30 protein-coding genes are annotated in these 21557 nt (G+C 41.5%); 18 read left to right on the top strand and 12 right to left on the bottom strand.

Annotation, left to right across the window (positions count from 1 at the left end; all coding sequences use genetic code 11):
- The first annotated feature begins 46 nt into the window (after positions 1 to 46).
- The 3 genes from C5745_RS07415 to C5745_RS07405 are packed head-to-tail and all read left to right on the top strand — an operon-like array spanning position 47 to position 3431.
- Positions 47 to 1192, top strand: a complete 1146-nt coding sequence (locus C5745_RS07415) for an HlyD family secretion protein (RefSeq protein ID WP_105716366.1) — start codon at positions 47 to 49, stop codon at positions 1190 to 1192.
- Between the two features lie 5 nt (positions 1193 to 1197).
- Complete coding sequence (locus tag C5745_RS07410; RefSeq protein WP_105716365.1) at positions 1198 to 2790, top strand: efflux MFS transporter permease; 1593 nt, start codon at positions 1198 to 1200, stop codon at positions 2788 to 2790.
- 41 nt (positions 2791 to 2831) lie between these two features.
- Complete coding sequence (locus tag C5745_RS07405; protein WP_165793042.1) at positions 2832 to 3431, top strand: HdeD family acid-resistance protein; 600 nt, start codon at positions 2832 to 2834, stop codon at positions 3429 to 3431.
- Here the strand turns inward: C5745_RS07405 and C5745_RS20805 are convergent.
- From C5745_RS20805 to C5745_RS20800, 4 genes are all read right to left on the bottom strand, one after another.
- Complete coding sequence (locus C5745_RS20805; protein ID WP_207795742.1) at positions 3428 to 4180, bottom strand: methyltransferase domain-containing protein; 753 nt, start codon at positions 4178 to 4180, stop codon at positions 3428 to 3430. The two genes, C5745_RS07405 and C5745_RS20805, sit on opposite strands and share 4 nt — an antisense overlap.
- Before the next feature lie 348 nt (positions 4181 to 4528).
- Positions 4529 to 4750: a hypothetical protein gene (locus C5745_RS07395; RefSeq protein WP_133166314.1), complete on the bottom strand. Its 222-nt coding sequence runs from the start codon at positions 4748 to 4750 to the stop codon at positions 4529 to 4531.
- Between the two features lie 5 nt (positions 4751 to 4755).
- Positions 4756 to 5028, bottom strand: coding sequence for a hypothetical protein (locus C5745_RS07390; protein ID WP_117584408.1), 273 nt, complete (start codon positions 5026 to 5028; stop codon positions 4756 to 4758).
- 20 nt (positions 5029 to 5048) lie between these two features.
- The gene (locus C5745_RS20800; RefSeq protein ID WP_394342070.1) at positions 5049 to 5387 is read right to left on the bottom strand and encodes a serine hydrolase; all 339 of its coding nucleotides are present in this window, start codon (positions 5385 to 5387) and stop codon (positions 5049 to 5051) included.
- A gap of 222 nt (positions 5388 to 5609) precedes the next feature.
- Here C5745_RS20800 and C5745_RS07380 point away from each other — a divergent pair, with 222 nt between their 5' ends.
- A complete protein-coding gene (locus tag C5745_RS07380; RefSeq protein ID WP_133166313.1) occupies positions 5610 to 5972 on the top strand; it encodes a hypothetical protein in 363 nt (120 codons plus the stop codon).
- A gap of 72 nt (positions 5973 to 6044) precedes the next feature.
- Positions 6045 to 6416 carry a hypothetical protein gene (locus C5745_RS20070; protein WP_133166312.1) on the top strand — a complete coding sequence of 124 codons (372 nt, stop codon included), beginning with the start codon at positions 6045 to 6047 and terminating at the stop codon, positions 6414 to 6416.
- A gap of 28 nt (positions 6417 to 6444) precedes the next feature.
- Here C5745_RS20070 and C5745_RS07370 read toward each other — a convergent pair whose 3' ends face one another.
- Together C5745_RS07370 and C5745_RS07365 are read right to left on the bottom strand one after the other, a co-directional pair.
- Positions 6445 to 7470 (bottom strand): AAA family ATPase, encoded by a 1026-nt coding sequence (locus tag C5745_RS07370; RefSeq protein ID WP_105716358.1) that lies wholly within the window; start codon positions 7468 to 7470, stop codon positions 6445 to 6447.
- A 109-nt stretch (positions 7471 to 7579) separates the two neighbouring features.
- Complete coding sequence (locus C5745_RS07365) at positions 7580 to 7807, bottom strand: hypothetical protein (protein WP_105716357.1); 228 nt, start codon at positions 7805 to 7807, stop codon at positions 7580 to 7582.
- A 263-nt stretch (positions 7808 to 8070) separates the two neighbouring features.
- Here C5745_RS07365 and C5745_RS20190 point away from each other — a divergent pair, with 263 nt between their 5' ends.
- Both C5745_RS20190 and C5745_RS07360 read left to right on the top strand, forming a co-directional pair.
- A complete protein-coding gene (locus C5745_RS20190; RefSeq protein ID WP_165793041.1) occupies positions 8071 to 8235 on the top strand; it encodes a hypothetical protein in 165 nt (54 codons plus the stop codon).
- Positions 8236 to 8354: 119 nt separating this feature from the next.
- The gene (locus C5745_RS07360; protein ID WP_105716356.1) at positions 8355 to 8717 is read left to right on the top strand and encodes a DUF4180 domain-containing protein; all 363 of its coding nucleotides are present in this window, start codon (positions 8355 to 8357) and stop codon (positions 8715 to 8717) included.
- A gap of 175 nt (positions 8718 to 8892) precedes the next feature.
- Here the strand turns inward: C5745_RS07360 and C5745_RS07355 are convergent, their stop codons facing one another.
- A complete protein-coding gene (locus C5745_RS07355) occupies positions 8893 to 9072 on the bottom strand; it encodes a putative glycolipid-binding domain-containing protein (protein ID WP_105716355.1) in 180 nt (59 codons plus the stop codon).
- A 172-nt stretch (positions 9073 to 9244) separates the two neighbouring features.
- Between C5745_RS07355 and C5745_RS07350 the strand changes: the two genes are divergently transcribed.
- Positions 9245 to 9928 (top strand): site-2 protease family protein, encoded by a 684-nt coding sequence (locus C5745_RS07350; protein ID WP_105716354.1) that lies wholly within the window; start codon positions 9245 to 9247, stop codon positions 9926 to 9928.
- A 502-nt stretch (positions 9929 to 10430) separates the two neighbouring features.
- Complete coding sequence (locus C5745_RS07345; RefSeq protein ID WP_105716353.1) at positions 10431 to 11366, top strand: Rpn family recombination-promoting nuclease/putative transposase; 936 nt, start codon at positions 10431 to 10433, stop codon at positions 11364 to 11366.
- Between the two features lie 53 nt (positions 11367 to 11419).
- Here C5745_RS07345 and C5745_RS07340 read toward each other — a convergent pair whose 3' ends face one another.
- A complete protein-coding gene (locus C5745_RS07340) occupies positions 11420 to 11821 on the bottom strand; it encodes a hypothetical protein (RefSeq protein ID WP_105716352.1) in 402 nt (133 codons plus the stop codon).
- A gap of 331 nt (positions 11822 to 12152) precedes the next feature.
- On the opposite strand from C5745_RS07340, the gene C5745_RS20720 reads away from it, so the two are divergent.
- The 3 genes from C5745_RS20720 to C5745_RS20595 all read left to right on the top strand — a co-directional run bounded on the left by C5745_RS20720 (position 12153) and on the right by C5745_RS20595 (position 14141).
- Entirely contained in the window at positions 12153 to 12275 is a 123-nt protein-coding gene (locus C5745_RS20720; protein WP_262508119.1) for a hypothetical protein, read from the top strand.
- A gap of 60 nt (positions 12276 to 12335) precedes the next feature.
- A complete protein-coding gene (locus tag C5745_RS07335; RefSeq protein ID WP_105716351.1) occupies positions 12336 to 13292 on the top strand; it encodes a lysophospholipid acyltransferase family protein in 957 nt (318 codons plus the stop codon).
- A 168-nt stretch (positions 13293 to 13460) separates the two neighbouring features.
- Complete coding sequence (locus C5745_RS20595) at positions 13461 to 14141, top strand: excisionase family DNA-binding protein (protein ID WP_243403278.1); 681 nt, start codon at positions 13461 to 13463, stop codon at positions 14139 to 14141.
- Between the two features lie 376 nt (positions 14142 to 14517).
- Here C5745_RS20595 and C5745_RS07320 read toward each other — a convergent pair whose 3' ends face one another.
- From C5745_RS07320 to C5745_RS07305, 4 genes are all read right to left on the bottom strand, one after another.
- A complete protein-coding gene (locus C5745_RS07320) occupies positions 14518 to 14961 on the bottom strand; it encodes a DUF983 domain-containing protein (protein ID WP_243403277.1) in 444 nt (147 codons plus the stop codon).
- A 58-nt stretch (positions 14962 to 15019) separates the two neighbouring features.
- Positions 15020 to 15778: a nuclear transport factor 2 family protein gene (locus C5745_RS07315; protein ID WP_105716350.1), complete on the bottom strand. Its 759-nt coding sequence runs from the start codon at positions 15776 to 15778 to the stop codon at positions 15020 to 15022.
- A gap of 210 nt (positions 15779 to 15988) precedes the next feature.
- Positions 15989 to 16420, bottom strand: coding sequence for a DoxX family protein (locus C5745_RS07310; protein WP_105716349.1), 432 nt, complete (start codon positions 16418 to 16420; stop codon positions 15989 to 15991).
- Between the two features lie 208 nt (positions 16421 to 16628).
- Entirely contained in the window at positions 16629 to 16988 is a 360-nt protein-coding gene (locus C5745_RS07305; RefSeq protein WP_105716348.1) for a winged helix-turn-helix transcriptional regulator, read from the bottom strand.
- Positions 16989 to 17242: 254 nt separating this feature from the next.
- Here C5745_RS07305 and C5745_RS07300 point away from each other — a divergent pair, with 254 nt between their 5' ends.
- The 6 genes from C5745_RS07300 to C5745_RS07275 all read left to right on the top strand — a co-directional run bounded on the left by C5745_RS07300 (position 17243) and on the right by C5745_RS07275 (position 21330).
- Positions 17243 to 17890, top strand: a complete 648-nt coding sequence (locus C5745_RS07300) for an NAD(P)-dependent oxidoreductase (protein ID WP_105716347.1) — start codon at positions 17243 to 17245, stop codon at positions 17888 to 17890.
- 141 nt (positions 17891 to 18031) lie between these two features.
- Entirely contained in the window at positions 18032 to 18874 is an 843-nt protein-coding gene (locus tag C5745_RS07295; RefSeq protein ID WP_105716346.1) for a helix-turn-helix domain-containing protein, read from the top strand.
- Between the two features lie 107 nt (positions 18875 to 18981).
- The gene (locus tag C5745_RS07290; protein ID WP_105716345.1) at positions 18982 to 19629 is read left to right on the top strand and encodes a DsbA family protein; all 648 of its coding nucleotides are present in this window, start codon (positions 18982 to 18984) and stop codon (positions 19627 to 19629) included.
- A 443-nt stretch (positions 19630 to 20072) separates the two neighbouring features.
- Positions 20073 to 20336 (top strand): hypothetical protein, encoded by a 264-nt coding sequence (locus tag C5745_RS07285; protein ID WP_105716344.1) that lies wholly within the window; start codon positions 20073 to 20075, stop codon positions 20334 to 20336.
- A 168-nt stretch (positions 20337 to 20504) separates the two neighbouring features.
- Complete coding sequence (locus C5745_RS07280) at positions 20505 to 21014, top strand: hypothetical protein (protein WP_105716343.1); 510 nt, start codon at positions 20505 to 20507, stop codon at positions 21012 to 21014.
- Positions 21015 to 21042: 28 nt separating this feature from the next.
- Positions 21043 to 21330 (top strand): hypothetical protein, encoded by a 288-nt coding sequence (locus tag C5745_RS07275; RefSeq protein WP_105716342.1) that lies wholly within the window; start codon positions 21043 to 21045, stop codon positions 21328 to 21330.
- Positions 21331 to 21557 lie beyond the last annotated feature (227 nt).

Below are 21557 nucleotides of genomic sequence, written 5' to 3'. Positions count from 1 at the left end.
CAGGGATAACTTATTACAACAATTAAAAAAATAAAATTACAGAAGCATGTCTGAGCATACCGAAAACAACAAAGTGAAACAGGAAGAACCGGTTTCCGGCAACGAGCAACGCAACGCGAAAGATGCGGGAAAGGAAAGCAGGAAGGTCAAACCGAAAACCAATATGAGGCTGCGTGTCACTATCGTGAACCTGCTCGTCTTTATCGTCGTGGCCGGCGGGTTCATCTGGCTCGTGCAGAAGTATTTCCATATCGGAGATGATGACTTCACAAATGCCGCCCAGGTCGAAGCCTTTATCAACCCTGTAAACACACGGGTTTCTGCCTATATCAAGGAGATACGTTTTATTGAACACCAACAGGTGAAAAAAGGAGATACGCTCCTCATCCTAGACGATCGCGAGATTTTGACGCAGTTAGGTCAAGCAGAAGCTGCCTATGAGAATGCCCTGGCATCCAAAGGGGTGACCACCTCCACCGTGAGTACGGTCGCAAACAATGTCCATGTGACCGATGCCAATATAGCCGGCGCAAGGGCACGCCTGCAGAATGCAGAGAAAAACCTCGAGCGTTACAGAAATTTGCTTAAATCAGAAGCGGTAACAAAATTTCAGTACGATCAGATCGAAACAGAGTATGATGTAGCGAAATCGTCCTACGAAGTATTGTTGAACCAACGTAAATCCGCAGGACTTTCCGTATCGGAAGCTCAAAGCCGTCTGCACCTAAACGATGCCGAAATCAAACGAACCAAAGCTGCGCATGACATGGCCCGGCTCAACCTTTCGTATACCGTCATTACGGCACCGTACGATGGTATTATGGGAAGGCGGACGATCAACGAGGGCCAGCTGCTCCAGCCGGGGCAACAGGTGGCCACCATCGTACTTGATAACAATAAATGGGTAACCGCTAATTTTCTGGAAAGCCAGATGCCGGGGATCCATATCGGGCAGCGCATCCGCATGACGGCCGATGCCATCGGCAAACAGGAATTCGACGGTGTGGTCACTGCGGTATCAGCGGCAACCGGTTCACGTTACTCGATGGTTCCTGTGGATAACAGCTCGGGCAACTTCGTGAAGGTGCAGCAGCGTATCCCCGTGCGGATCGAATTTACGGAAAACAATGATCCTGAAAACCTGCAGGAACTTAGAGCGGGGATGAACATGAATGTATTTATTAAAAACTAACAAACGTGTATAACAGAGGACTGACGAAGGATTGGGTGCCAAAAATCGGCATACTCCTGCTAATTATTCTGCTGCTGTTTACGTTTATGCTGGTCAATCCGATCTATAGCAGTAACATGGGGCAGATGGTAGGCAGTACGGGCATCATGTCCGAGTATTTCGTGTGGGCCAACTTCGCATCCACAATTGGGATGGCGGCTGCTATTCCTCTGGTGATGCGCTTCAAGATGCGCTTCCGTTCCAAGGAATTGATGGTCTCCTCACTGCTGACCATGGCCGTGCTGTCGGTTGCCATCGCAACCACAATGTCGCCCGAGGTAATCGTGGGGTCGGCCTTTCTTTTCGGCTTTGCCAAGATGTTCGGCATGATCGAGGTGATCCTGCCGGTAATGTTCATATTGAGCCCTACGGGCGATAAAGGACGCTTCTATTCGCTCTTTTATCCGATCGCGATCATTGCGGGCCAGGTGGGCGGGTTGATTGCCGCAAACGTGTCCCTAGGTTACGACTGGCAATCCATACATATGTACGCCGCCGCCACACTGCTGCTGGTTGCGCTTATCTGCACAGTGGTGATGCATGACCTGCGCTTCTCGCGGAAAATGCCACTATACCAGATTGATTGGTTGAGTATAGTCCTGTTTTCGGCCTCGATGCTCTCACTGGCGTATGTGTTTGCCTTCGGCAGGCAACAGGCTTGGTTCGTCTCCACAAGTATCCAGTATGCTGCCGTGGCTTCGATTGCACTGGCGGTTTGCCTGGTGGTGCGGCAACAGTTCCTGAAAAGACCCTACATGACCTTTGGCCTGTTCAAAAAGGCTAACGTGCGCATCGGCGTGGTCCTGCTTATTGGCCTTGGGATGTTCATGGGTGCGGGTTCCATCCAGTCCATCTATACGAACGCCATACTCGGCTATAACTGGAAAATCAATGCTTCGCTCAGCCTGATGACTATGCCTGGAATGGTCATCGCGGGATTCGTCGGTTTCCACTGGACTAAGCATAAACTGCCGATTAAGATGTACATCTTTTCGGGGTTTGCCGCCTATGTATTGAACTACGTGATCCTGTACTTCATGATGGTGCCGGGGTTAAGCATCGATTGGTTCCTGTTGCCCCAGCTGCTGAACGGCTATGGGATGTGCTCGTTGTTTATTGCGATTTGGCTCTACGGATTGAACGGTATACCCCAGAATGATATGCTCACATCGGTAGGGTCGGTCATGGTGTTCCGAAGTTTTATCGCCACTGCATTTTTCGGTGCGCTATTCAGCTGGGTGCAGTATGCCCTGCAATGGCAAAGTGTCAATAACCTTGCTTTTTATTTCGACGCCACGATCATGAACACATACGGCACTGTGGGAAACTTTGGACAAATGCAACTGGATGCCATACTAGCTGCCAACAAGACCTTGCTAGGTTATGTCATCATCGCAGGACTGGCATTTCTCACATTCATCTTTTTTCACCAGTTCGGCAATTTCAAGTATCGCATCGCACGGTACCGTATCCGTAAGTCCGAATGGGAAAGCCGCAGAGATGGGAAAGTCGACGCCACGACATCGGCCGGCGCCGAAGATGTGGCAGGTATTGTTTAAACGTATTTATCTATATTTTTATCATTTATAATCTTTTAACAATGGAAAAAAATCTAATCAATCGTGCATTAAAGTACTGGTATCTGCCGTTAATCATGGGAGTCCTCTATGCCCTATTGGGCGTCTGGGTATTTGTTACTCCTCTGAGTTCGTTTCTGGCCCTGACGATGTTCCTGAGTGTTGGGATTCTCATTCTTGGTATCGCCGAACTGGTTTATGCCGTCTCCAACCGGAAGAACCTCAGCAATTGGGGCTGGAGCCTGATCGGAGGTATATTGAACCTGCTGGTGGGAGTCTGCTTGCTCTCCAATCCCGGCGTATCCGCGTTGATGTTGTCGATTTTTATCGGGCTATGGTTGCTGTTCCGGTCGGTAATGGCGATTATCAATGCATTTGAATTCAAGCACTCGGGGACAAAGAAATGGGGTTGGGTTCTGTCAACGGGTATTCTGGGTGTTCTATTCTCCGCGCTGTTGCTCTGGAATCCTGTCATCGCCGGCGTGACCGTCGGTATCTGGATAGGAATCGGGCTGGTCACCGTTGGCATGCTCCATATCCTGTTGAGCCTGATCCTCCGGAGAGTAAAGAAATATCGTGACGATCTGGAAGACCGGTTGGACGACTACGTGGAAGTGGATTAGCGGGAAAGGTACGGTTTGGCTTTAAAATTTAACCCCGCTTCTTCCAGCGCTTTTTTAAATGCGGGTAGAGAAGCCTTTCCGATGCCATGCAACGCAAGGATCTCTTTTTCGGTATGTTCCGACAACTTTTCAATGGTATCAATGCCGTGATGAAGCAACGCATTTCTTGCGGGATTGCTCAATAAGCTAAGGAAACCTGAAGCTGGCTCCTTCAGTTTTTCGCAAATGGGGCAGGTTGGGCAATCACCGCTTTTGCTATATTGGTGTCCTTGTTTGCAGGTGCGCAATGTTTTGGGTGTTGCCGTCTTACTTCCGTATTCATCTAGAGGAATTTCTTTCAAAGGATTTCCTCCGTCGATAAATAGTTTTCCCGATTTCTTCAGAGACTTAGTAATTTTCTGTAGCGCCTGCTTTTCAATTTCAGGATGCCTCCCGTCCAAAGCTCCGACCCTTATCGCAACAGCCATGTCAAAAGGCTTTTCACCGGTATCCATGTCAAAATCTTCTACAGCAACTTGCATGAACGTGAGCTGTCCACTTTCCAGTTCATTAGTTGAACCGGTAATGGCTTGACGAATGGCTTTTGCAGATCGATCGATAGCGAGAATACGCCCATCTTTTAATTGTCTGGATATTTCCCTTGCCATTGCTCCCGATCCGCAACCGATTTCCAAAACTCTACTACCATCATTTATTGGAAGTGCACGTACAATTGCAGCCAGTCTGTCAGATAACTTAGTTTTCATCATTCCATTCGTTCAAGTATATCATAAAGTTATCACAACTTTCTCTAGGTCAGGTTATCGTATGGCAAGAAATTGTTTCTTTATTATCCTTTGTTTAGCATAACGTGAAGGGCAAAAAAATATTTGACTGAAGAGATGTCAGAGGAGTGGGAGAAAATCGCGTTTCTCTAAGAAAACCTTGGACTTGTTCGCTTTTTTAACAAAACAAGGATCATTTCATGAAAGCTGAGGAGAAAAACCACTTGATCGATATGATGAACCTTGACGAAGATCTTGGACTCTATGATTCATAGTGCAAGATTTACGGCTGTGATTTATTGACAAGGAGGGAGGAACAGGTCTTACGTTTGACTACCCACGCCTTTTATTATGAATCCCAACAGAAATTCCCAACCCTACCAACGTCATCCATACCACAGCTATATTCTCCCTACCGTTCAAAATCGGGACGATACCCCAAGATTTCTCATGGATATAGGTGGCTAAAGGAAAACACATTAACGATAACACGATGATGATCAAAAAATTCCACCGCGGACGCTTAAAGGGTAGGATCATATTATCCATTATCATGTGTATTATTTTGAAACGAAGTTTTCTAGATTTTCGGAAATCAATCTTAAGTCTTTTATCAGTTTCTGATTATCATGTGTATCAATATTGGCGTTTATCAAAACGATTCGACCGATATTTGTTTTAAGATCGATGGAGATGACGGCAAAAAACCCGGGATCACTTCCCGTGTGTGTTAATCGACCTTTCTTGTTGTAAGCCCAAAACATAGCTTGATTTGTTACCGTCTCACCCATACTAGCGGGCAAATCTTTATCTGCGAATCTTTTGTCCAACATCGCTTTGTAAGACGCTTTGCTCAGCAGTTTGGAACCACCGTTATACCCTTTGATGATTCTTGTACATATTTTATCATGTCACCTAGTGAACTTTTTAAACTTCCATCTGGATAAATGATAGAGGTGTAGGGTTTCACACTTTTATCTTCGTTCACTAAATATTTGTAGAATGGGAGATCAGGGACATTTATCTCGTAAAGTTTTGCATAATCACGAGATTTATCTTCGTCATAAAACCAGTGCGTGCGGTCAAGCTGCAGCGGTTCGAAAATATATTTTTTAGTAAACTCATCAAACGGTAATCCAGATCGCTGCTCGACGAGAAATGCAGCTAATGCCGAGGCAACGTTAGAATAAATATACTTAGTGCTGTCTTGGATACGTCGAAGTTATTTGGACTGTAAAATTGGCCGTTTTCACTTAACCAGCTTTCCAAAAAAACACCCATGGGCGTGTCTGGCTTTTGGGCGAGTTGATAGCTATTTATAATCGAGATTTTCTCGGGTGATACTATATTCAAACAGACTTCATCCTATTAAATTCCTTTTTCATCATAAATCAAGCGACAATCAAACTCTTTCGTGAGGTTGCAGGACGTTTTGTTTATAACGGAGGTCAATCAAGGTTACGCTCCCGAGCGAAAGAACAGGAGATACAGAAGGAGCAGAATATCGAGAACCAGCCCAACCATAGCTTGCAGGCTCGGCATGCATCGAAGCTTTCGAACAGGTAGCAGGTATAGCTGGAGAGCTTACAAAGCGGCAGCCGATATGTTGGGTGGATTGCTCGATCCAAACAATATCGCGAGCGGAGGGGAGAGCACCGTAACAGATGAAGAGCGAAAACACCGGCAAAAGAAAAAAGGAAGGGGGAATTTGCGGCCTGCGAAACCCCGACGCTCGAGGCCAGTGCTGTTCTCGCCTTGGGCATTTCCGGTGAAATGACATCACTTGCGCTCCGTTTTCCTATCAAATGTTTTCGATATAATGGATTTGTTTTCTTTTGATCATCAACTTATGATTCTTGTATATCTTTTGTTGAAGGGTTTTAAACTTCTGATCGGCAGCTTTGGGAACTGCACTGGAAACCACTACGCCAGCGTATTTTTTTGGATCTTCACTAAGTTTGGCATTGATTATTATAAAAGTGCTTTTTATCTGTTCAACAGCGTCTATTATCGATTGTCCTTTGAGTTCAACAAGGTAAAATTTCCGATCTTCGTTAACAGAAAAGAAAAAGTCACATTTCCGGATATTTTTGTCTTTGACAAGACAATCATCCACACGGATTTTGCAGATACTTTTTTTGCTTACATTGTTCAGTGTGAACTTCTTTCCGTTTTCATGGGCGGAGGATTCATTGCTGTAGCAACCAGTATCCCCTCCTAACTTCGATAAAATATCCTTGCAGGGCATACTATGAATATCTAAGGGTCAACAAACCTTCAAAAGTGCTACTTAGTTCCTCCGAAATATCATCAATATTGGATGGACCGATTGATTTTAACGCTTCATCCAACGTAGATCGGGACGTCCCATTGCTAAAATAATAGCAAGCAACATTTTCGTAATCAATCCAACAGGATTCATCAACAAGTTCCTTCACTTCGGACTGCAATTCTGGACGCTCTTTGACCACATTGCCTGCCTGAATGAGATTATCTATTGATGTCAGCAAATAAGGGCTATGTGTAGTGATGATGAGTTTGTCTTCCGAAAGTTTTACTCTTTCAATAATAAATTCGATTAAATCTTTTTGAGAAGATGGATAAAGATTAAGTTCCGGTTCTTCTATCACGAAGATATCATCCTCCTTTTTATTGGGATTGGTCTGATGCTTAACCACGAGAAGAAGCGGCACAATAGACTGGATCCCACTGGATGCCTGTGATAGCTTTATCGTTGTCTGATCCGCAACCGTGATATAATCCGTACCATCTTTCCATTGATATTGAATATCAAGAAAATTGATTGAGAGTTCCTTAATATTGGTTCTTGCATTTTCAAATTTTGCCCCAAAATCGATCAACCATTTAGGAAGAGCCACGTCACTGTTAATGAGGCTGAATACAGATTGGGAAAGAGTTGCAAAGAAAACCCTTTCGGCAGGAATGTATATGGGATTTAGTGAACGTATATTGTTTTTTGAAATATTGCTACGGAATTCTGTTCCCTCTATTTCATAGAAAAGGTCATCATTCTCATACCTAATTAATGTATCTGGATAGATCTGAAAATCAATATTATAATTTGCAAGCAATTTTGAAAACGTTTGCATAGCATCGGGAGATTGTCCGTCTAAGGCTCCCCCTTTGAAAATGGAAACGAGTTTGGCAATGGTACTCTTACCGCTACTGGTAGTTCCTATGAATATATTGATATTTTTAAACTCGATATCAACATCCCTCAACGGTCCAAAGTTCTTTACTCGTAATCTTTCCATCTGATTTCTTTAGTTACTAACTCTTTCGCCAAATATACCGAAATACCTCTAAAACAAAAAAGCCGAACTAAATGTATACTGTAGTAGGAGAGACCCTGCGCATGCTCAATCATTTCTTCATAGATACTTTGCGGCCAAACGCAAATTTTCCCTCTTTTAGTACCAACTGGATCAATTCCTGTATCTGTTGTTGGTCGGGCAGTTCCAAGGAGATGGCTAAGTCAAATCGACGTAGCAATGCGTCGTCCAACATATCCTTGGAAGTGTAGAAATTTATCGCTCCTTCAGCCTTTCCGCATTTATCGCCTACAAATGTTAGAAATGTTGTCGTTTTCATTTTTTTGAATTTGGTTACATTTATATGTTTCGTATCGAAATCCTCTCAACAGCCCGCAATAATCATGCTCGTTTGTGCCGTTTTGCAGGGTGTACTCCTTAAAAAACATAATCCTTATTTATCAGTCGTTACGCTCCGACCTTTTCACTGATAATATCAAGCTTCAAGCTACAACAGAAGAACACGTACTGGAATACTTGTCAAAGATTGATAATAATAAATAATCCCTGTTTTGACAATCTTCTTGGTCCGCCTTTAGTAGTATGTGGAAAGGTTTCGAAGTCGATGGATCATTAATAGAAGCCATAAGAGCGAACAGTACGCTATCCTTTTTGCAGGGGTTGGACGACAACACAGCGCGTACTCAGCACCTAGTCGCCGATTTTATTCGCACCGACAGTGCTGGCTGGGACCGAGAAGTAGGTTGAAAACGAAAATTTACAGCAATCGTTCAGGCCTTTAGTGTCAATGTACATGCATAATCCTGAAATAAATAGTAAATTTGAGAAGTATTAATGTTAATATCCCACAACATTTTAATCGAATCATGAAGATTGTAAAACACCAGAAAAACAATATACAAATAGCGGAAATTATTTCAGATGAAATCATTATTCATGATACAGAAACTGCTTTGGATTTGTTAGGAAACATTTACTACCAGGGTTTTGATAAAGTTATTTTACATGAGAAGAATATAACTCCCTCGTTTTTTGACCTGAAAACAAAAGTCGCTGGAGATATTCTTCAAAAGTTTGCTCAGTACCGCATGCCGATTGCTATCATTGGAGCATTTTCGAAATACCAAAGTAACAGCTTAAACGAGTTTATTTATGAAACGAATAAAACCGGATACAATTATTTCGCCGCTACTCGAGAAGAAGTGTTACAGAATTTTTGCAAAGAGTGATCAGCAAAATACAGGTAGTGTAAAATTGAACTGTCACATCACTTGAGGGATGATCATATTCTCTGCAACCAAAGTTTCAAAGCGGCGATCAGGCCGATTTCGATAATTTCCTGCAACATCGTCAACCAAATTGTTATTATCGATAAATCTAGGGATACTTCTAGTTATAATTGAATTAAAGTACTCTTTCAAACAGTTCGGGGTAACTAACTACTAAGCCTGATTTGTCAATGGTGATTATTGCTTCAAAATCGTTTGGTACGTTCTCGTATTTGTGTTTTTCTGCACTCAGCCGCCAATATTTCTGCTCGCGCGCTGTTATTTTCCCCTGCCAAAGGATGCTGGTATCTTGCATTTTAATAACCTAAGTTTATTCGAGAAAGATACGACTATTTTCAAAAACCTGAAACTGATACGCGTAGAAAGAAACTGTATACGAACGGGACCTTTCTTATTCGGTGAAAACGAATTCAAGAAAAGGTTGTTCATTACGTAGTTTAGTAAACGACATAGAAATTTGGCTGCTTATGTTTGGAATTGAAGACATTCCCAAATTTATTCTGGCTTTTTTCGTTTTGCTACCCGTAATCTCGACTATTCATGAAGGAGGGCACGTTTTTTTTGCGTGGCTTATGGGTGGAAAAAATATCAGGATTACGATAGGAACAGGAAAGCCTGTTTTTCGTTGGGGACTAGTTGAGGTCCGACAATACTACTTCTGGTATGGCTTCTGTACTTTTGACAATATTACACGTCAAAGAACAATAGCCAATATCCTTATTTTCTCTGGTGGTGTTTTGTTTAACTTGCTGGCCGCGATAGCTGTTATTTTACTTGTCGAAAAGGATATCCTCGAGGAAGGTCTTTTTGCATATCAATTCACGTATTTTTCATTATACTACATATTCTTTGCTCTTATTCCCATTCCTTTTCCAGATGGAGGTTATAGTGATGGGCGGATTATCCTCGACTTAATCAGGGGCAAAGAGAACATTATAGCACCTCGGGTATACTACGTTCGGTGGGATCAGGACGGTAATCAGTGGCAGGTATTTGATGACCACGATGAGTTGATAGCTAATTACGAAGGTAAAATGGAAGCGCTAAACAGGGCAAATGAGATTGCAAGGAATAACCGTCCGAGTATGGTAATGTCCAGTAAAGGTGGTAAAGAAAAAGAAATTAGCAATTATCCAAGAATCCCGCTCTAGCTATTTTTCATCGTTTCTCTTAGAAGTGCACCAAACTCCTCCAAACTAGAGTCACACCGAAAATTTCTTTTGGTCGATTTGATCCATTTATATTCCCAAATCACGTTGTGGCTGGAGTTGGTAAGTCTCAAGAAGATTTGAAAGCCGGGCGTTTGAAAGATTACAAAAGTCTCCTATATTTTTCATATAAGTCCCCACTAAGAAAGACGGGAATGGGAATCCTTATATACTGCTAGGTTTGACTGGTCTTGATGTAGATGCCGAATCTTTGATGAATTTAACAGTTTCTTCCTTGCATGATAGTGAGTCATCCATTGATAATAATATTTGAAAAAATGGATTCGTCCAGTTAGCAATTTGATTCACCAAACAGAAAATACAGATGACGTCAAGGGTTGCTATTGTACAAATAAACTAATCCGCTCTATATTTTTACTAAAAATATTAGTTTTTATCGGTTTTTGTGTTTATATTTGAGAAGTGAAATCCAATTGTAAGTATTATGAAAAAGCACAAAAATTTTCTCGGAAAGTATGTAGACATGTGTACCGACTTCGGCATGAAGCTGTATTTCGGTCCTGATGGCGGGAAGCCCAACCTTATTAATTTTCTCAACGGTCTTTTTGAAGGCGAGAAGGTCATCCGTGATCTGGAGTACCGGCCTACAGAGCGTAACGGCGTGCAGGAGAGCAACCGCAAGGTTATCTTTGATCTATATTGCACCAGTGATGACGACAGCCATTTCATTATCGAAATGCAGCAACTGTCACAGGATTTTATCCGCGACCGAATGGTTTACTACAGCTCACGTCTTATCCATACGTTGGTGCCGCGTGGTCATAAGGGCAATACCTATGAACTTCCCGAGGTTTATTTCATCGGCATTCTTGATTTTGCATTGGACAGCGCGGCCAGTGATCAGTACTATTACGATGTAGTGCTTTACGATCGGGAGCGCAAGGCCCAGTTTTACGACAAATTGGGCTACAAGCTTCTCAGCCTGCCTAATTTCCGTAAAGAAGAATCTGAAATCAAGACCTTTATGGATATGTGGTTATATGTTTTCAAGCACATGTCACAGCTGAGAGAAATACCAAAATTTTTGGATAAACGTGTATTTGGTCTTATCTTTGATATCGGAGAGATATCAAATCTAAAGGTAGAAGATATGAAAGCATACGAATGGAGCTTAAAGGATAAGCGTGATGCGGAGAGCATCCGTCTTACGGCTGTTAGGCAAGGTTTGCAGGAAGGTCTTGAGAAAGGTCTTGAGAAAGGTATTCAGAAAGGTTTACATAAAGGTCGATTAGAAGAACGTGCTAAAGCCGAAGCTGAAAAGCGCGAAATGGCGCGTGAAATGAAAAAGGACGGTCTTCCGATAGAGCAGATCGCAAAATTCACTAAGCTTAGTGTCAAAGAAATCGAAAAACTGAAATAGCGTTTTTAACAATATTATATAGCAGGCATTTTCTGAATAAGAGATGCCTGTTTTTATTTATGAATCCCAATAGCAATTCCCAACCCTACTAATGTCATCCACACAATAGATATATTCTCTCTTCCTTTCAAAATGGGTATTATATTCCACGGTGTCTCATGGATATAGGTGGCTATAGGAAAACATATTAATGATAGCACCGTGATGATTAATAGACTCGACCAGAAATGCTGGAAAGGCAAAATAATATTGGTAAGCAGCGCAAATAGAATTGCACCAAACGCGCAGCCGATGTAAAAGATAGTAAAACCATCAATTTTTGCCGATAATGTAAACGTCGCAAAGAAAGTGACGAAGAATAGTATGATCGATAGCGACAAATGCAGCAGAATCCCGAGCCATTTCTTGCGTATAGATATCAGATCATAATTAGTGAGCGATACACTTAATGCCATCGTAATTGGGATAATGAAAAATGACCTTTTCCATGAGGTTATAATTCATCGTTCTTAAAAGTTAGTAGCCTTTCATGTACTATGCTTTCTCTCTAAAGATAATGTAAAATCCCGTAACTCCAACCGATAATTTAACCAGGTCAAATCCGCCCAAACCCCCATTTTCGTGTCGTTCAGCCTTTTCCCGCGGGGATGAAACTGCTGTTTTCCTACTGTTCAACATTTTTTTTGGAATTCTCCGTTCACATACAGCATATTTGCTGCGTGATCACACAGCAATCTATCCAGGATCGATAGGTGCTTTTTATAAACCCAAATAAATTATTTGAACATGGAACAATTTATTCATGAAATCCAGCACGTAGCACAAATAGCCACGAACATAATCGATGCGGGAGCAGGGCTTGACTTGCTCGCTGTCAGTAAGGAAAAATGTAATTTTAAATACATTTAGAACAACTTGATTGTACAATAAGGGTGATCCGGACACCCTTTTTAACTAACTAGATCAAACATGAAAAGTGAACTAAATACATTACCGGCAATACCTGCTGTAAGAGATGATCACATCCTCTGGAACCAAAGTGTCAAAGCAGCTTCCATGCTGTACCGCTGGGAATTGGTCGATAGCTACGAATCCATACTACGGCTAGTACATATCCATCAAAGCTATCTTCAACAGGAACCATTCAAACACGATAAGACCTTTCTGCCACAACTGGAAGCACAATTGCCTCTAGTGGATGGACCCCGGATATGGGCCTGCTTCCATGTCGGACCCTATGCATTGATGACGCGTGCGCTTATACGTCGAGAATACGGTATCGCCATCCTGCTCAAAGACGAAGTATTCGAGGAACAATACCCAATGTATGTGACGCAGTTCGAAAAGAGTTTCGGCCGGGAGCCCAAACCTAGCGAACTGCAATTCGTGCGGTCAAGCGGCTCCACATCCCTGATTCAGTTAAAGCGGCTACTGAAAGATGGATTCCACGTCATCTGCTATATCGATGGAGAGGAGGGAGGAAGTGGAGAGAAAGGATGGACGCAGATCCATGTACATAACACCACTTTGGATGTACGTATGGGAATGTCCATACTAAGTCAATTGAGCGGCGTCCCCATCCGTCCGGTTGTTCTTACAACGGAAGGCGAAAAGCTGACGGTACGGAGTAAGGGAGACCTATACGTAAACAACCGAGAACAATATCAAGCCACCATGCAGTCCTGTTATAACCTGTTGGAGGACCTATCTGCCGAGGAACTCTTACAGTGGGAAAGTATTCCCAGATTGTTTGAGAGAACCATTTCAACCAAGATCGAAACCTGGGAGCCTCCCATATGGCTACCCGTCTATGCAAAACAGAAAAACATGCTGCTGGATGTTGTGTCGGGAAAATGCGCAGAAGTTCCGGCCGGCCAGTTTGAGAAAATGGATACGCTGAGACGAGAATTCCTTAAGCAGATTTAATAACCTTATATTTATGAAACAATAAAACCTTATGCTATGAGCAACACCGATTTAAATCAAAAATTTTCAGAAATGGTCCAATCCTTCACCGCCAACTGTGACAAACAGCAACTGCATAAAAATTTTAAGATCAGGGTAGAGGAATGGGAGAATTAAATAAACAAAACAATGATGTTCAACTTTTTCAGAAAAAATAAAAAGAGTAAAGCTACCCCTAGGAAAGAGCACCTAAACAGGGAAGCCATCCAAAAACGGGGATTGGAACTGGCAGAGGTTACCAAGAAACGGCATGCGGCCGGCCTTCCACAGCAAGCGAAGTCGCAGGAAGATTTAACGGCCGTGATCTACGTCTTTACCGATCAATGGGATTACACGATAATGAAGATAGGTGTCGACGTTCCACTTCTGGACGACGGCAGCCTGCGGCCTAGTTTAAAAAAGAAAGGATTTCTTCCGTTGAATGAAAATGTCTATATACTTGTTTCGCAGATACGATCTGTCGATTTGGAAGCACTAAAGATAGAGATTGATCCGGAACTGGACCGGAGTATGCGGAGAAATCTTAGGGGAGATGATGTTATTGAGAAGCTGCAGCGCTGCCGGAAGGAGGATTCTCCTATTTTCTATATAGATGAGGCTTTTGTGGAGGAGATAATGCTTGGCTGTTCCCGCCCTCATTTAGTTAAACTGCTTGAAGAAGGCAAGATTCAATATACCAAAGTAGGAAAACACCGCAGAATAGTTTTCGAAGACGTGGTGGAATACAAAAAACAAATGAAAGCCGAACAGAAAACCCAGTTGACCGATATGATGAATCTTGATGAAGATCTTGGACTCTGTGATTCGTAGTGTAAGATTTACAGCTGTACTGGATACTAATGTAATCTATCCGTTAATTATACGCGATCTTCTGCTTTGGTTCGCACATTATGACTCGCATACTCCAAAATGGAGCGCAAATATCTTTGACGAATGGAAAACAGTCATGATACGGAGAGGTATTTCGGAGGAAGAAGCGGAAAAGAGTAAATATGGTTGGTATTGTGCAACTGTGGGAATGCTTTTAAGCCATTCCACCATTTATCAATGTCTGACCCCCGTACCTTCTTTTATTTCGGTTGGCCGAGTCAGGAAGTTTCTTTGAAGATCTCCCGTGTTCAAAATAGAAAACAAAAAGGGGGACATGACGACAGTTGAAATCTGCCCCTTTTTGTTTTTATCCTATTTATTGTGCTGAAACCATTCTATCATGGATCTTCTCCGCAAGCTTCGGTTCGTACTTCAATCCCGGATCCAAAAAGTACATGTGCAGAACCCTAGAATATCTGAAGTTAAATGGGGCCAGCAACACGACAGCAGATAATATGATTCCGATATAGAGATACATATTTTCTGACCCGCCGGACAAAACATACGTTGCTACACCTACGGTAATCATTTCTGCTACAGCCATTGCATAGCTGACGAACATCGAAACATAAAAATAACCGGGATGCCTCTCGTAAAACAAATCGCAATAATTACATTTTTCGTGCATTTTCTGTCTCATAATGCCGGGGTAGAACATGTCCCCTTTGCGGCACCGGACACATCGGGCATTCCTTAATGCTTTCCCAATAGGTACCAGCTCATATTGGGATCCTGTCCCTAGCTTCTTGATATCTTTCATTTTTTTACCTTAAACTGTTATTTACAGAACAGTTAATTTGTTAAAACTGTTCGCTTACTTAGAATTTTCCATTAGTGTTTTTCCAATCTTCTCTCGGCATCATCGCTTCCAAAACGTCCCAGTGTTCAGCAATCCTTCCATTCTCAACCCGAAACAGGTCATAAAAAGCAATAGGGTCATTGCCGAAACTTCCCTCACTTAATACCAAGACAAAGTTTCCTTCTCCCAGTACCTTATGGACTATATCGTACTTCATAAAAATGCCTTGTTTACCCAGTTCCTCCAGCGTCCTGCCCAGTCCTGATAATTGATCCGGAATGTTTGGATTATGCTGAACGTAGTTGTCTCCGTCAAAAAATGAAGCCATTTTCTCCATTTTTCCGTTTACTAAAATATCTTCCACAAAACCGGAAACAATCTTTTTATTGGACTCAGTCTTATCTAGGTCTTTTAATTCAGTTGCGCCATCGATCATGGTACGCCCGCTTGGGTTTGGTTTTGCTGTTTCCTGCAAATTATCCCAGTGCTCAACAATTTTTCCGTCCTCAAACCTGAACACATCGAAACCGATTTTAGGACCAAAGACATTGTATTCCGAATGAGCAAATACGTAATCCCCATCTTGAAACACGCGTATGGTATTTACCTTTGCAGAATTAGCCGGCAATGTTTGAACAAAACTTTTGAAGCCAGCAAGACCATCTGCAACGTTCAGATTATGCTGGATGTATTTGTTCTCATTAATTATTTCCAACGGTTCGTGGGCCCCTGTCTCAATAGCTTTTAGCAAGTCTATAACTTTTTGTTTGTTTTCCATTATTACTGTTTTTTTAAGTTAGAAAATGAGTTGTTTTGCGCATGCAAGGTCGATAATCCAAGTCCTAAAATCATCGTTGTGCCTATCCATATTTTTTTATTACATAATATATTTAAATACTATGCAAAGATGCAACGTATAACAAACGCATAAAAGGTAGTAATGGTCCTTTGAATGATACTTTCCCGCCAGTAATCGAAAAGAATACCTTTAGCGGTTTAGCAAAAGTAGATCGATGGAAAACGTTCCGCCACCTTCGAGGATAATCACCCAGAGAATTGCAAGAAGCATTACAAAATATTCTATGCCTTCGCCTTTCTTTTCGCCGTACCAATTCATACTCCAGCCATCTTTTATATGATAAAACATCGCGCCAAACATAATGATAAAATTCCCTGCCGCAGCTACTCTAACCAAAAAACCACTTATCATAGCAATAGCCCCTAAAGTTTGCGCGATCGTTATCAGCCAAGCAAGAATTGGAAGGACACCCATTTCGCGCATTTTTCCAAAGGCATTTGCTCGAGGGCCCTTTAACCATCCTATTTTTTTCAAACCATAAGGCAATAAAACTGCACCTGCTAGTACTCGCATTAGCAGTAAGACCCAATTCGGAGATGTCTCTAATAAAGTGTTAATCATGACAATTTATTTAATTACTGTGCTGCGTAGCTTTGCACAGAGACCGATTCGTCCTACCACCCCAATATTTGGGACCAAGTTTTTAAATTACAAGGGCTAAATTTAAACAGTTAGGAAGAATTTAGAAAGGTAAAAACAGTTCTTTTACTGATACTTTTAAGCCAAAGCACACTGTTTTAAACACCGCATTTGACTTAAACCGCGGTTTCTATTTCAAAACTCTATTTCTATGCTCTATTCCCCATTCAACCATTGCATCGATTACTTTTTTAAATGATTTTCCGGACTCTGTGAATTCGTATTCTACCGCTACTGGATACGTTCCATAAACAGTTCGTGTTACCATACCGTTTATTTCCAAATCTCTTAATTCTTTGGAAAGCATTCTTGGTGTGATTTTAGGAATTTCTTTCTCTAGATCCTTAAATCGTTTCTTTCCAAATTGTAAAGAAGCCATAATAGGCAGCTTCCACTTTCCTGCTAAAACATTTAAAGTATCATTGACAGCCAACAAATAAGTCTCTGGACACTTTTTTATGAGGTCGATATCTATTAATTTAAATTTCATTCTGATATATTTATTTTAATTAAGTGATGTTACTATACTTTTGTATACCACTATACGAAAGTAAGCGTTTTGTTGTAAATTTGTGATGTATAAAGAAAGTGGGAGTGGATATTTAACCCATCATAAAGGATTAATGAATAAAGAAAATGTTGTTTACATAGGTTGTGATAATCGCTGGAGTCTTATTTTCGGCTAATGGAAATGACACATGGGGGCACAGGTGAATAAGTTATAATATTTTAAAACAGAAAAGAATGAAAGTAGCAGTTATTGGAGCCACAGGGTTTGTAGGTAGCAGCATTGTGAATGAACTAGTAGACCGCAATATTACAGTTACAGGTATTGCCAGAAAAGGAAAAACACCACACCAAAGCATCCTAAGCTATAGTGCCGTGGATGTAAATAATGTAGAAGAATTAGCAAATTTGCTAAAAGGGCACGATGTGGTCATAAGTGCTTTTAGCCCGGCAGCGGCAAGTGCAAATCTACAGGAAGATTTTATGAAGGGTGCCCACGCAATTCAGGAAGCCGTAAGGCGGTCCGGCGTACAAAGGTTCATTATCATTGGTGGAGGCGGAAGTTTATTGACCGAGGATGGAAAACAGGTTCTTGATACCTTGCCGCAAGATTTACCTTTTATTCCAAAATCAAAAGCTACCAGCGCCTATTTTGAAGTAATCAAGAAGGAGAAAGAATTGGACTGGGCGTATTTTAGCCCCGCTCTGCAGATGAACCCGAATGTCACCATAGGTCGTACGGGAAAATACCGTCTCGGTACGGATTACCCCATTGTCGACGAAAAAGGGAGGAACATCCTTTCTGTAGAAGATGTGGCCGTAGTCATAGCGGATGAAATCGAAAATCCTAAACACCACCGGGTTCGGTTTACGGCAGGTTATTGAGTTGGCAGAGAGGTGTTTCTCAACTTTTTATTGGTAGCTTGAGACTATATTGACCATCTTGTGTAGAAATTAAAAATAGGTTATAAACCGATGGTTTACGGACAATGAAGAAAAGTAGTAGAATCTTTAAAAAAGAAAAATTTGAAAAAATACACTTTCAGAGGTACAACGCGGTTTGAATTTGAGTTTAAAGATTTATCCGAGATAACCGAAAAAAATCAAGGGAACATTGGTGTTCCGCACCGTGCCGATTTCTACCAAATTATCATTATCGAATCTCACAATTCGGTACAGGAGGTCGATTTCAAAAAAATTCCCGTAGATCAGAGACACATCCTGTTTGTCGGAAAGAATCAGGTGATCCGTTTTGACGTTTCCCCTTCCTATTCAGGTAAATTATTGCTTTTTACAGATGATTTCTTTAATCGGACAACTCATGACACGCTACTTTTAAAGGAAACCAATTTGTTCAACCCTTTTAGCCCGAATGTGGTTATCGAAACCAATGCAAAGATTCACAAACTGCTCGATTTGATTCAGCAGGAAGCAGCATTGAGAACCTATGCATTTCAGGAAAACATGCTCCGACATTTGTTAAGTGCATTTCTTATCGAAGCATCGCAAATCAGCACACAAAATTATCAGTATACCGAAAATAGAGATTATTTGATTGCTCTTCAATTTTCTAATCTGGTCGAAAAGGAATATAAAACCATCAATAAAGTCAAAGATTATACCCAATTAATGGGTATCTCCGCGAAACCACTTACCCATTCTTTAAAGAGTGCAGTGGGAAAAACGCCGAAAGAATTTATTGATGACCGGATCATCTTAGAGGCCAAACGTTTATTGGTTTATAGCCACAGAAGTATAAAAGAAATTACCTTTGAACTGGGCTTTGACGAACCTACCAATTTCAGCAAATTCTTTCGTAACAATACCGGTAAAAGCCCCGCCGACTTCAAATCCGAACATATAGCGTAATTCTATCGGTTTTTGGCTTTTTTCCATCGCTATAGTGCCGAAGTATCGTATTACTTTTGTATCAGTAATTAATAGTCAATACGTTAGATTTTAAAAAGTGATTCATTATGAATAGTAAAGATTTAAAATTAATATACATTTGGGATGCTTACTGTGGCTGGTGTTACGGATTTTCAACCGGATTAAATGAATTTCACAAGATGCATCCTGAATTGCCCATAACCGTTTTATCGGGTGGGCTTTTTGTGGGGGATCGGAAACGTCCTATTTCCGATTATCCGCACATTCCAGGTGCCAATCAACGCATCGAACAACTATCCGGTGTCAAGTTTGGTGATGCTTATCAAGAGCTGCTAGAAAAAGGAAATTTTGTATTGGACTCAGAAGCTGCCGCGAAAGGTTTCGCCGCTCTGGAGCATTTTTCTTCTGAAAAAGCTTACGAATTAGCTGCAGCTATGCAGAAAGCGTTCTACAGCGAAGGCAAAAGCCTTAGCGAAGAGGCAACGTTTCGCGAAATAGCGGACGCGTTTGGTTTGGATGCGGACGAAGTCATAAAACGATTTAAAAGCGATGAAGCTGGTCGGGACAGCCTTAAGGCTTTCCATACCGTTCACAATTTAGGGGTTAACAGTTACCCAACCTTACTGTTACAAAAAGGCGAAAAACTGATAAAAATTGGCGGGGGGGCAATGAGTGCCGAAAAGTTAGAGGAAAATTTCCGAACGGCTTTGCAAAACGACTCCTTAGAATCATAGTATATATGATTGATCAGGGGAGAAAATATCAATGCAATCTTTAACAATTAGGACAAAAGTGGATCCAAGTCCGTGGATAGGCATCTTGATGCCTTGTTAAAGGATGGCACACTTCAAAAGCTCTCCCAAGGGTATATTATTATCCTAAGGACGGCTTTTGGCACCCACCCTTAAAGTTAGCAGCCTTTCACGTACTATGCTTTCTCTCTAAAGATAATGTAAAATCCCGTAACTCCAACCGATAATTTAACCAGGTCAAATCCGCCCAAATCCCCATTTTCGTGTCGTTCAGCCTTTTCCCGCGGGGATGAAACTGCTGTTTTCCTACTGTTCAACATTTTTTTTGGAATTCTCCGTTCACATACAGCATATTTGCTGCGTGATCACAACAATCTATCCAGGATCGATAGGTGCTTTTTATAAACCAAAAGCATAAATTGAACATGGAACAATTTATTCATGAAATCCAGAACGTAGCACAAAATCTATCTGCCGAGGAACTCTTACAGTGGGAAAGTATTCCCAAACTGTACGATAAAACCATTTCAACCCGGAGCGAAACCTTTGCACCGCCCATATGGCTACCCGTCTATGCAACACAGAAAAACATGCTGCTGGATGTTGTCTCCGGGAAATGCGCAGAAGTTCCGGCCGGCCAGTTTGAGAAAATGGATACGCTGAGACGAGAATTCCTTAAGCAGATTTAATAACCTTATATTTAGGAAACAATAAAATCTTATGCTATGAGCAACACCGATTTAAATCAAAAATTTTCAGAAATTGTCCAATCCTTTACCGCCAACTGTGAAGAACAGCAACTGCATAAATATTTTAAGGTACGCAGATTGGAGTGGGAGGATTAAATAAACAAAACAATGATGTTCAATTTTTTCAAAAACAACAATAAGAAGAATAAACCTACCCCTAGAAAAGAAAATCTGGATCGGGAAGCCATTCAAAAGCGGGGAATGGAACTTGCAGAAGTAAGTAAGAAGCGGCATGCTGCCGGCCTTCCACAGCAAGCGAAGTCGCAGGAAGATTTATCGGCCGTGATGTATGTCTTTACCGATCAATGGGATTACACGATAATGAAGATAGGTGTCGACGTTCCAGTTCTGGACGACGGCAGCCTGCGGCCCAGTTTAAGAAAGAAAGGATTTCTTCCGTTGAATGAAAGTGTCTATATACTTGTTTCGCAGATACGATCTGTCGATTTAGAAGCACTACAGATAGAGATTGATCCGGAACTGGACCGGAGTATGCGGAGAAATCTTAGGGGAGATGATGTTATTGAGAAGCTGCAGCGCTGTCGGAAGGAGGATTCTCCTATTTTCTATATAGATGAGGCTTTTGTGGATGAGGTAAGAGCAATTATTGAGCGATAGAATTAAATAGATATAAAACTTATAGGTTATGATTCAGAAGAAAAAATATGTTCGAAAGCTGATCCGGAAAAAAATAATGGGGACATTAACTGCCGAGGAAGAGATTGACTACACGATTGCTTCGCTTCTTTATAAGCGAGAAGAGCTCCAGGAAATGATAGCTGATGTATTGCTAAGTATTCCGGATGAAGACTTAACGGACATCCCACTTGGAGGTTGGAAGCCGGATATTGATGGCATTATTACAGGCCGACTAACATCGCGCAATATCAATTCTGACAGCGAACTGAAAGATGACGAGGATGGCAAGGAATAGTAAAATTATATCTTTTATCCAGCTGTGAAAAGCAATTATCGGATTAATAGCCTAGGGGTGGTTAATAATCATGCAACCCACCAATCCATAATTTCATTAGCTGCATTAGTTTCGATTTCATCTGACAGTTAAAGGGCAAACAAACTAGATTTGTAATGCGAATAACAAATTGAAGTTTAACCCCTTAACAATGTCAGACATGAATGTAGAGACAAAATTAATCAAAA

Origin of the sequence: Sphingobacterium haloxyli, from assembly GCF_002980525.1 — a bacterium.
GTDB lineage: Bacteria > Bacteroidota > Bacteroidia > Sphingobacteriales > Sphingobacteriaceae > Sphingobacterium > Sphingobacterium haloxyli.
This window is presented reverse-complemented; position numbering and strand designations above follow the sequence as displayed.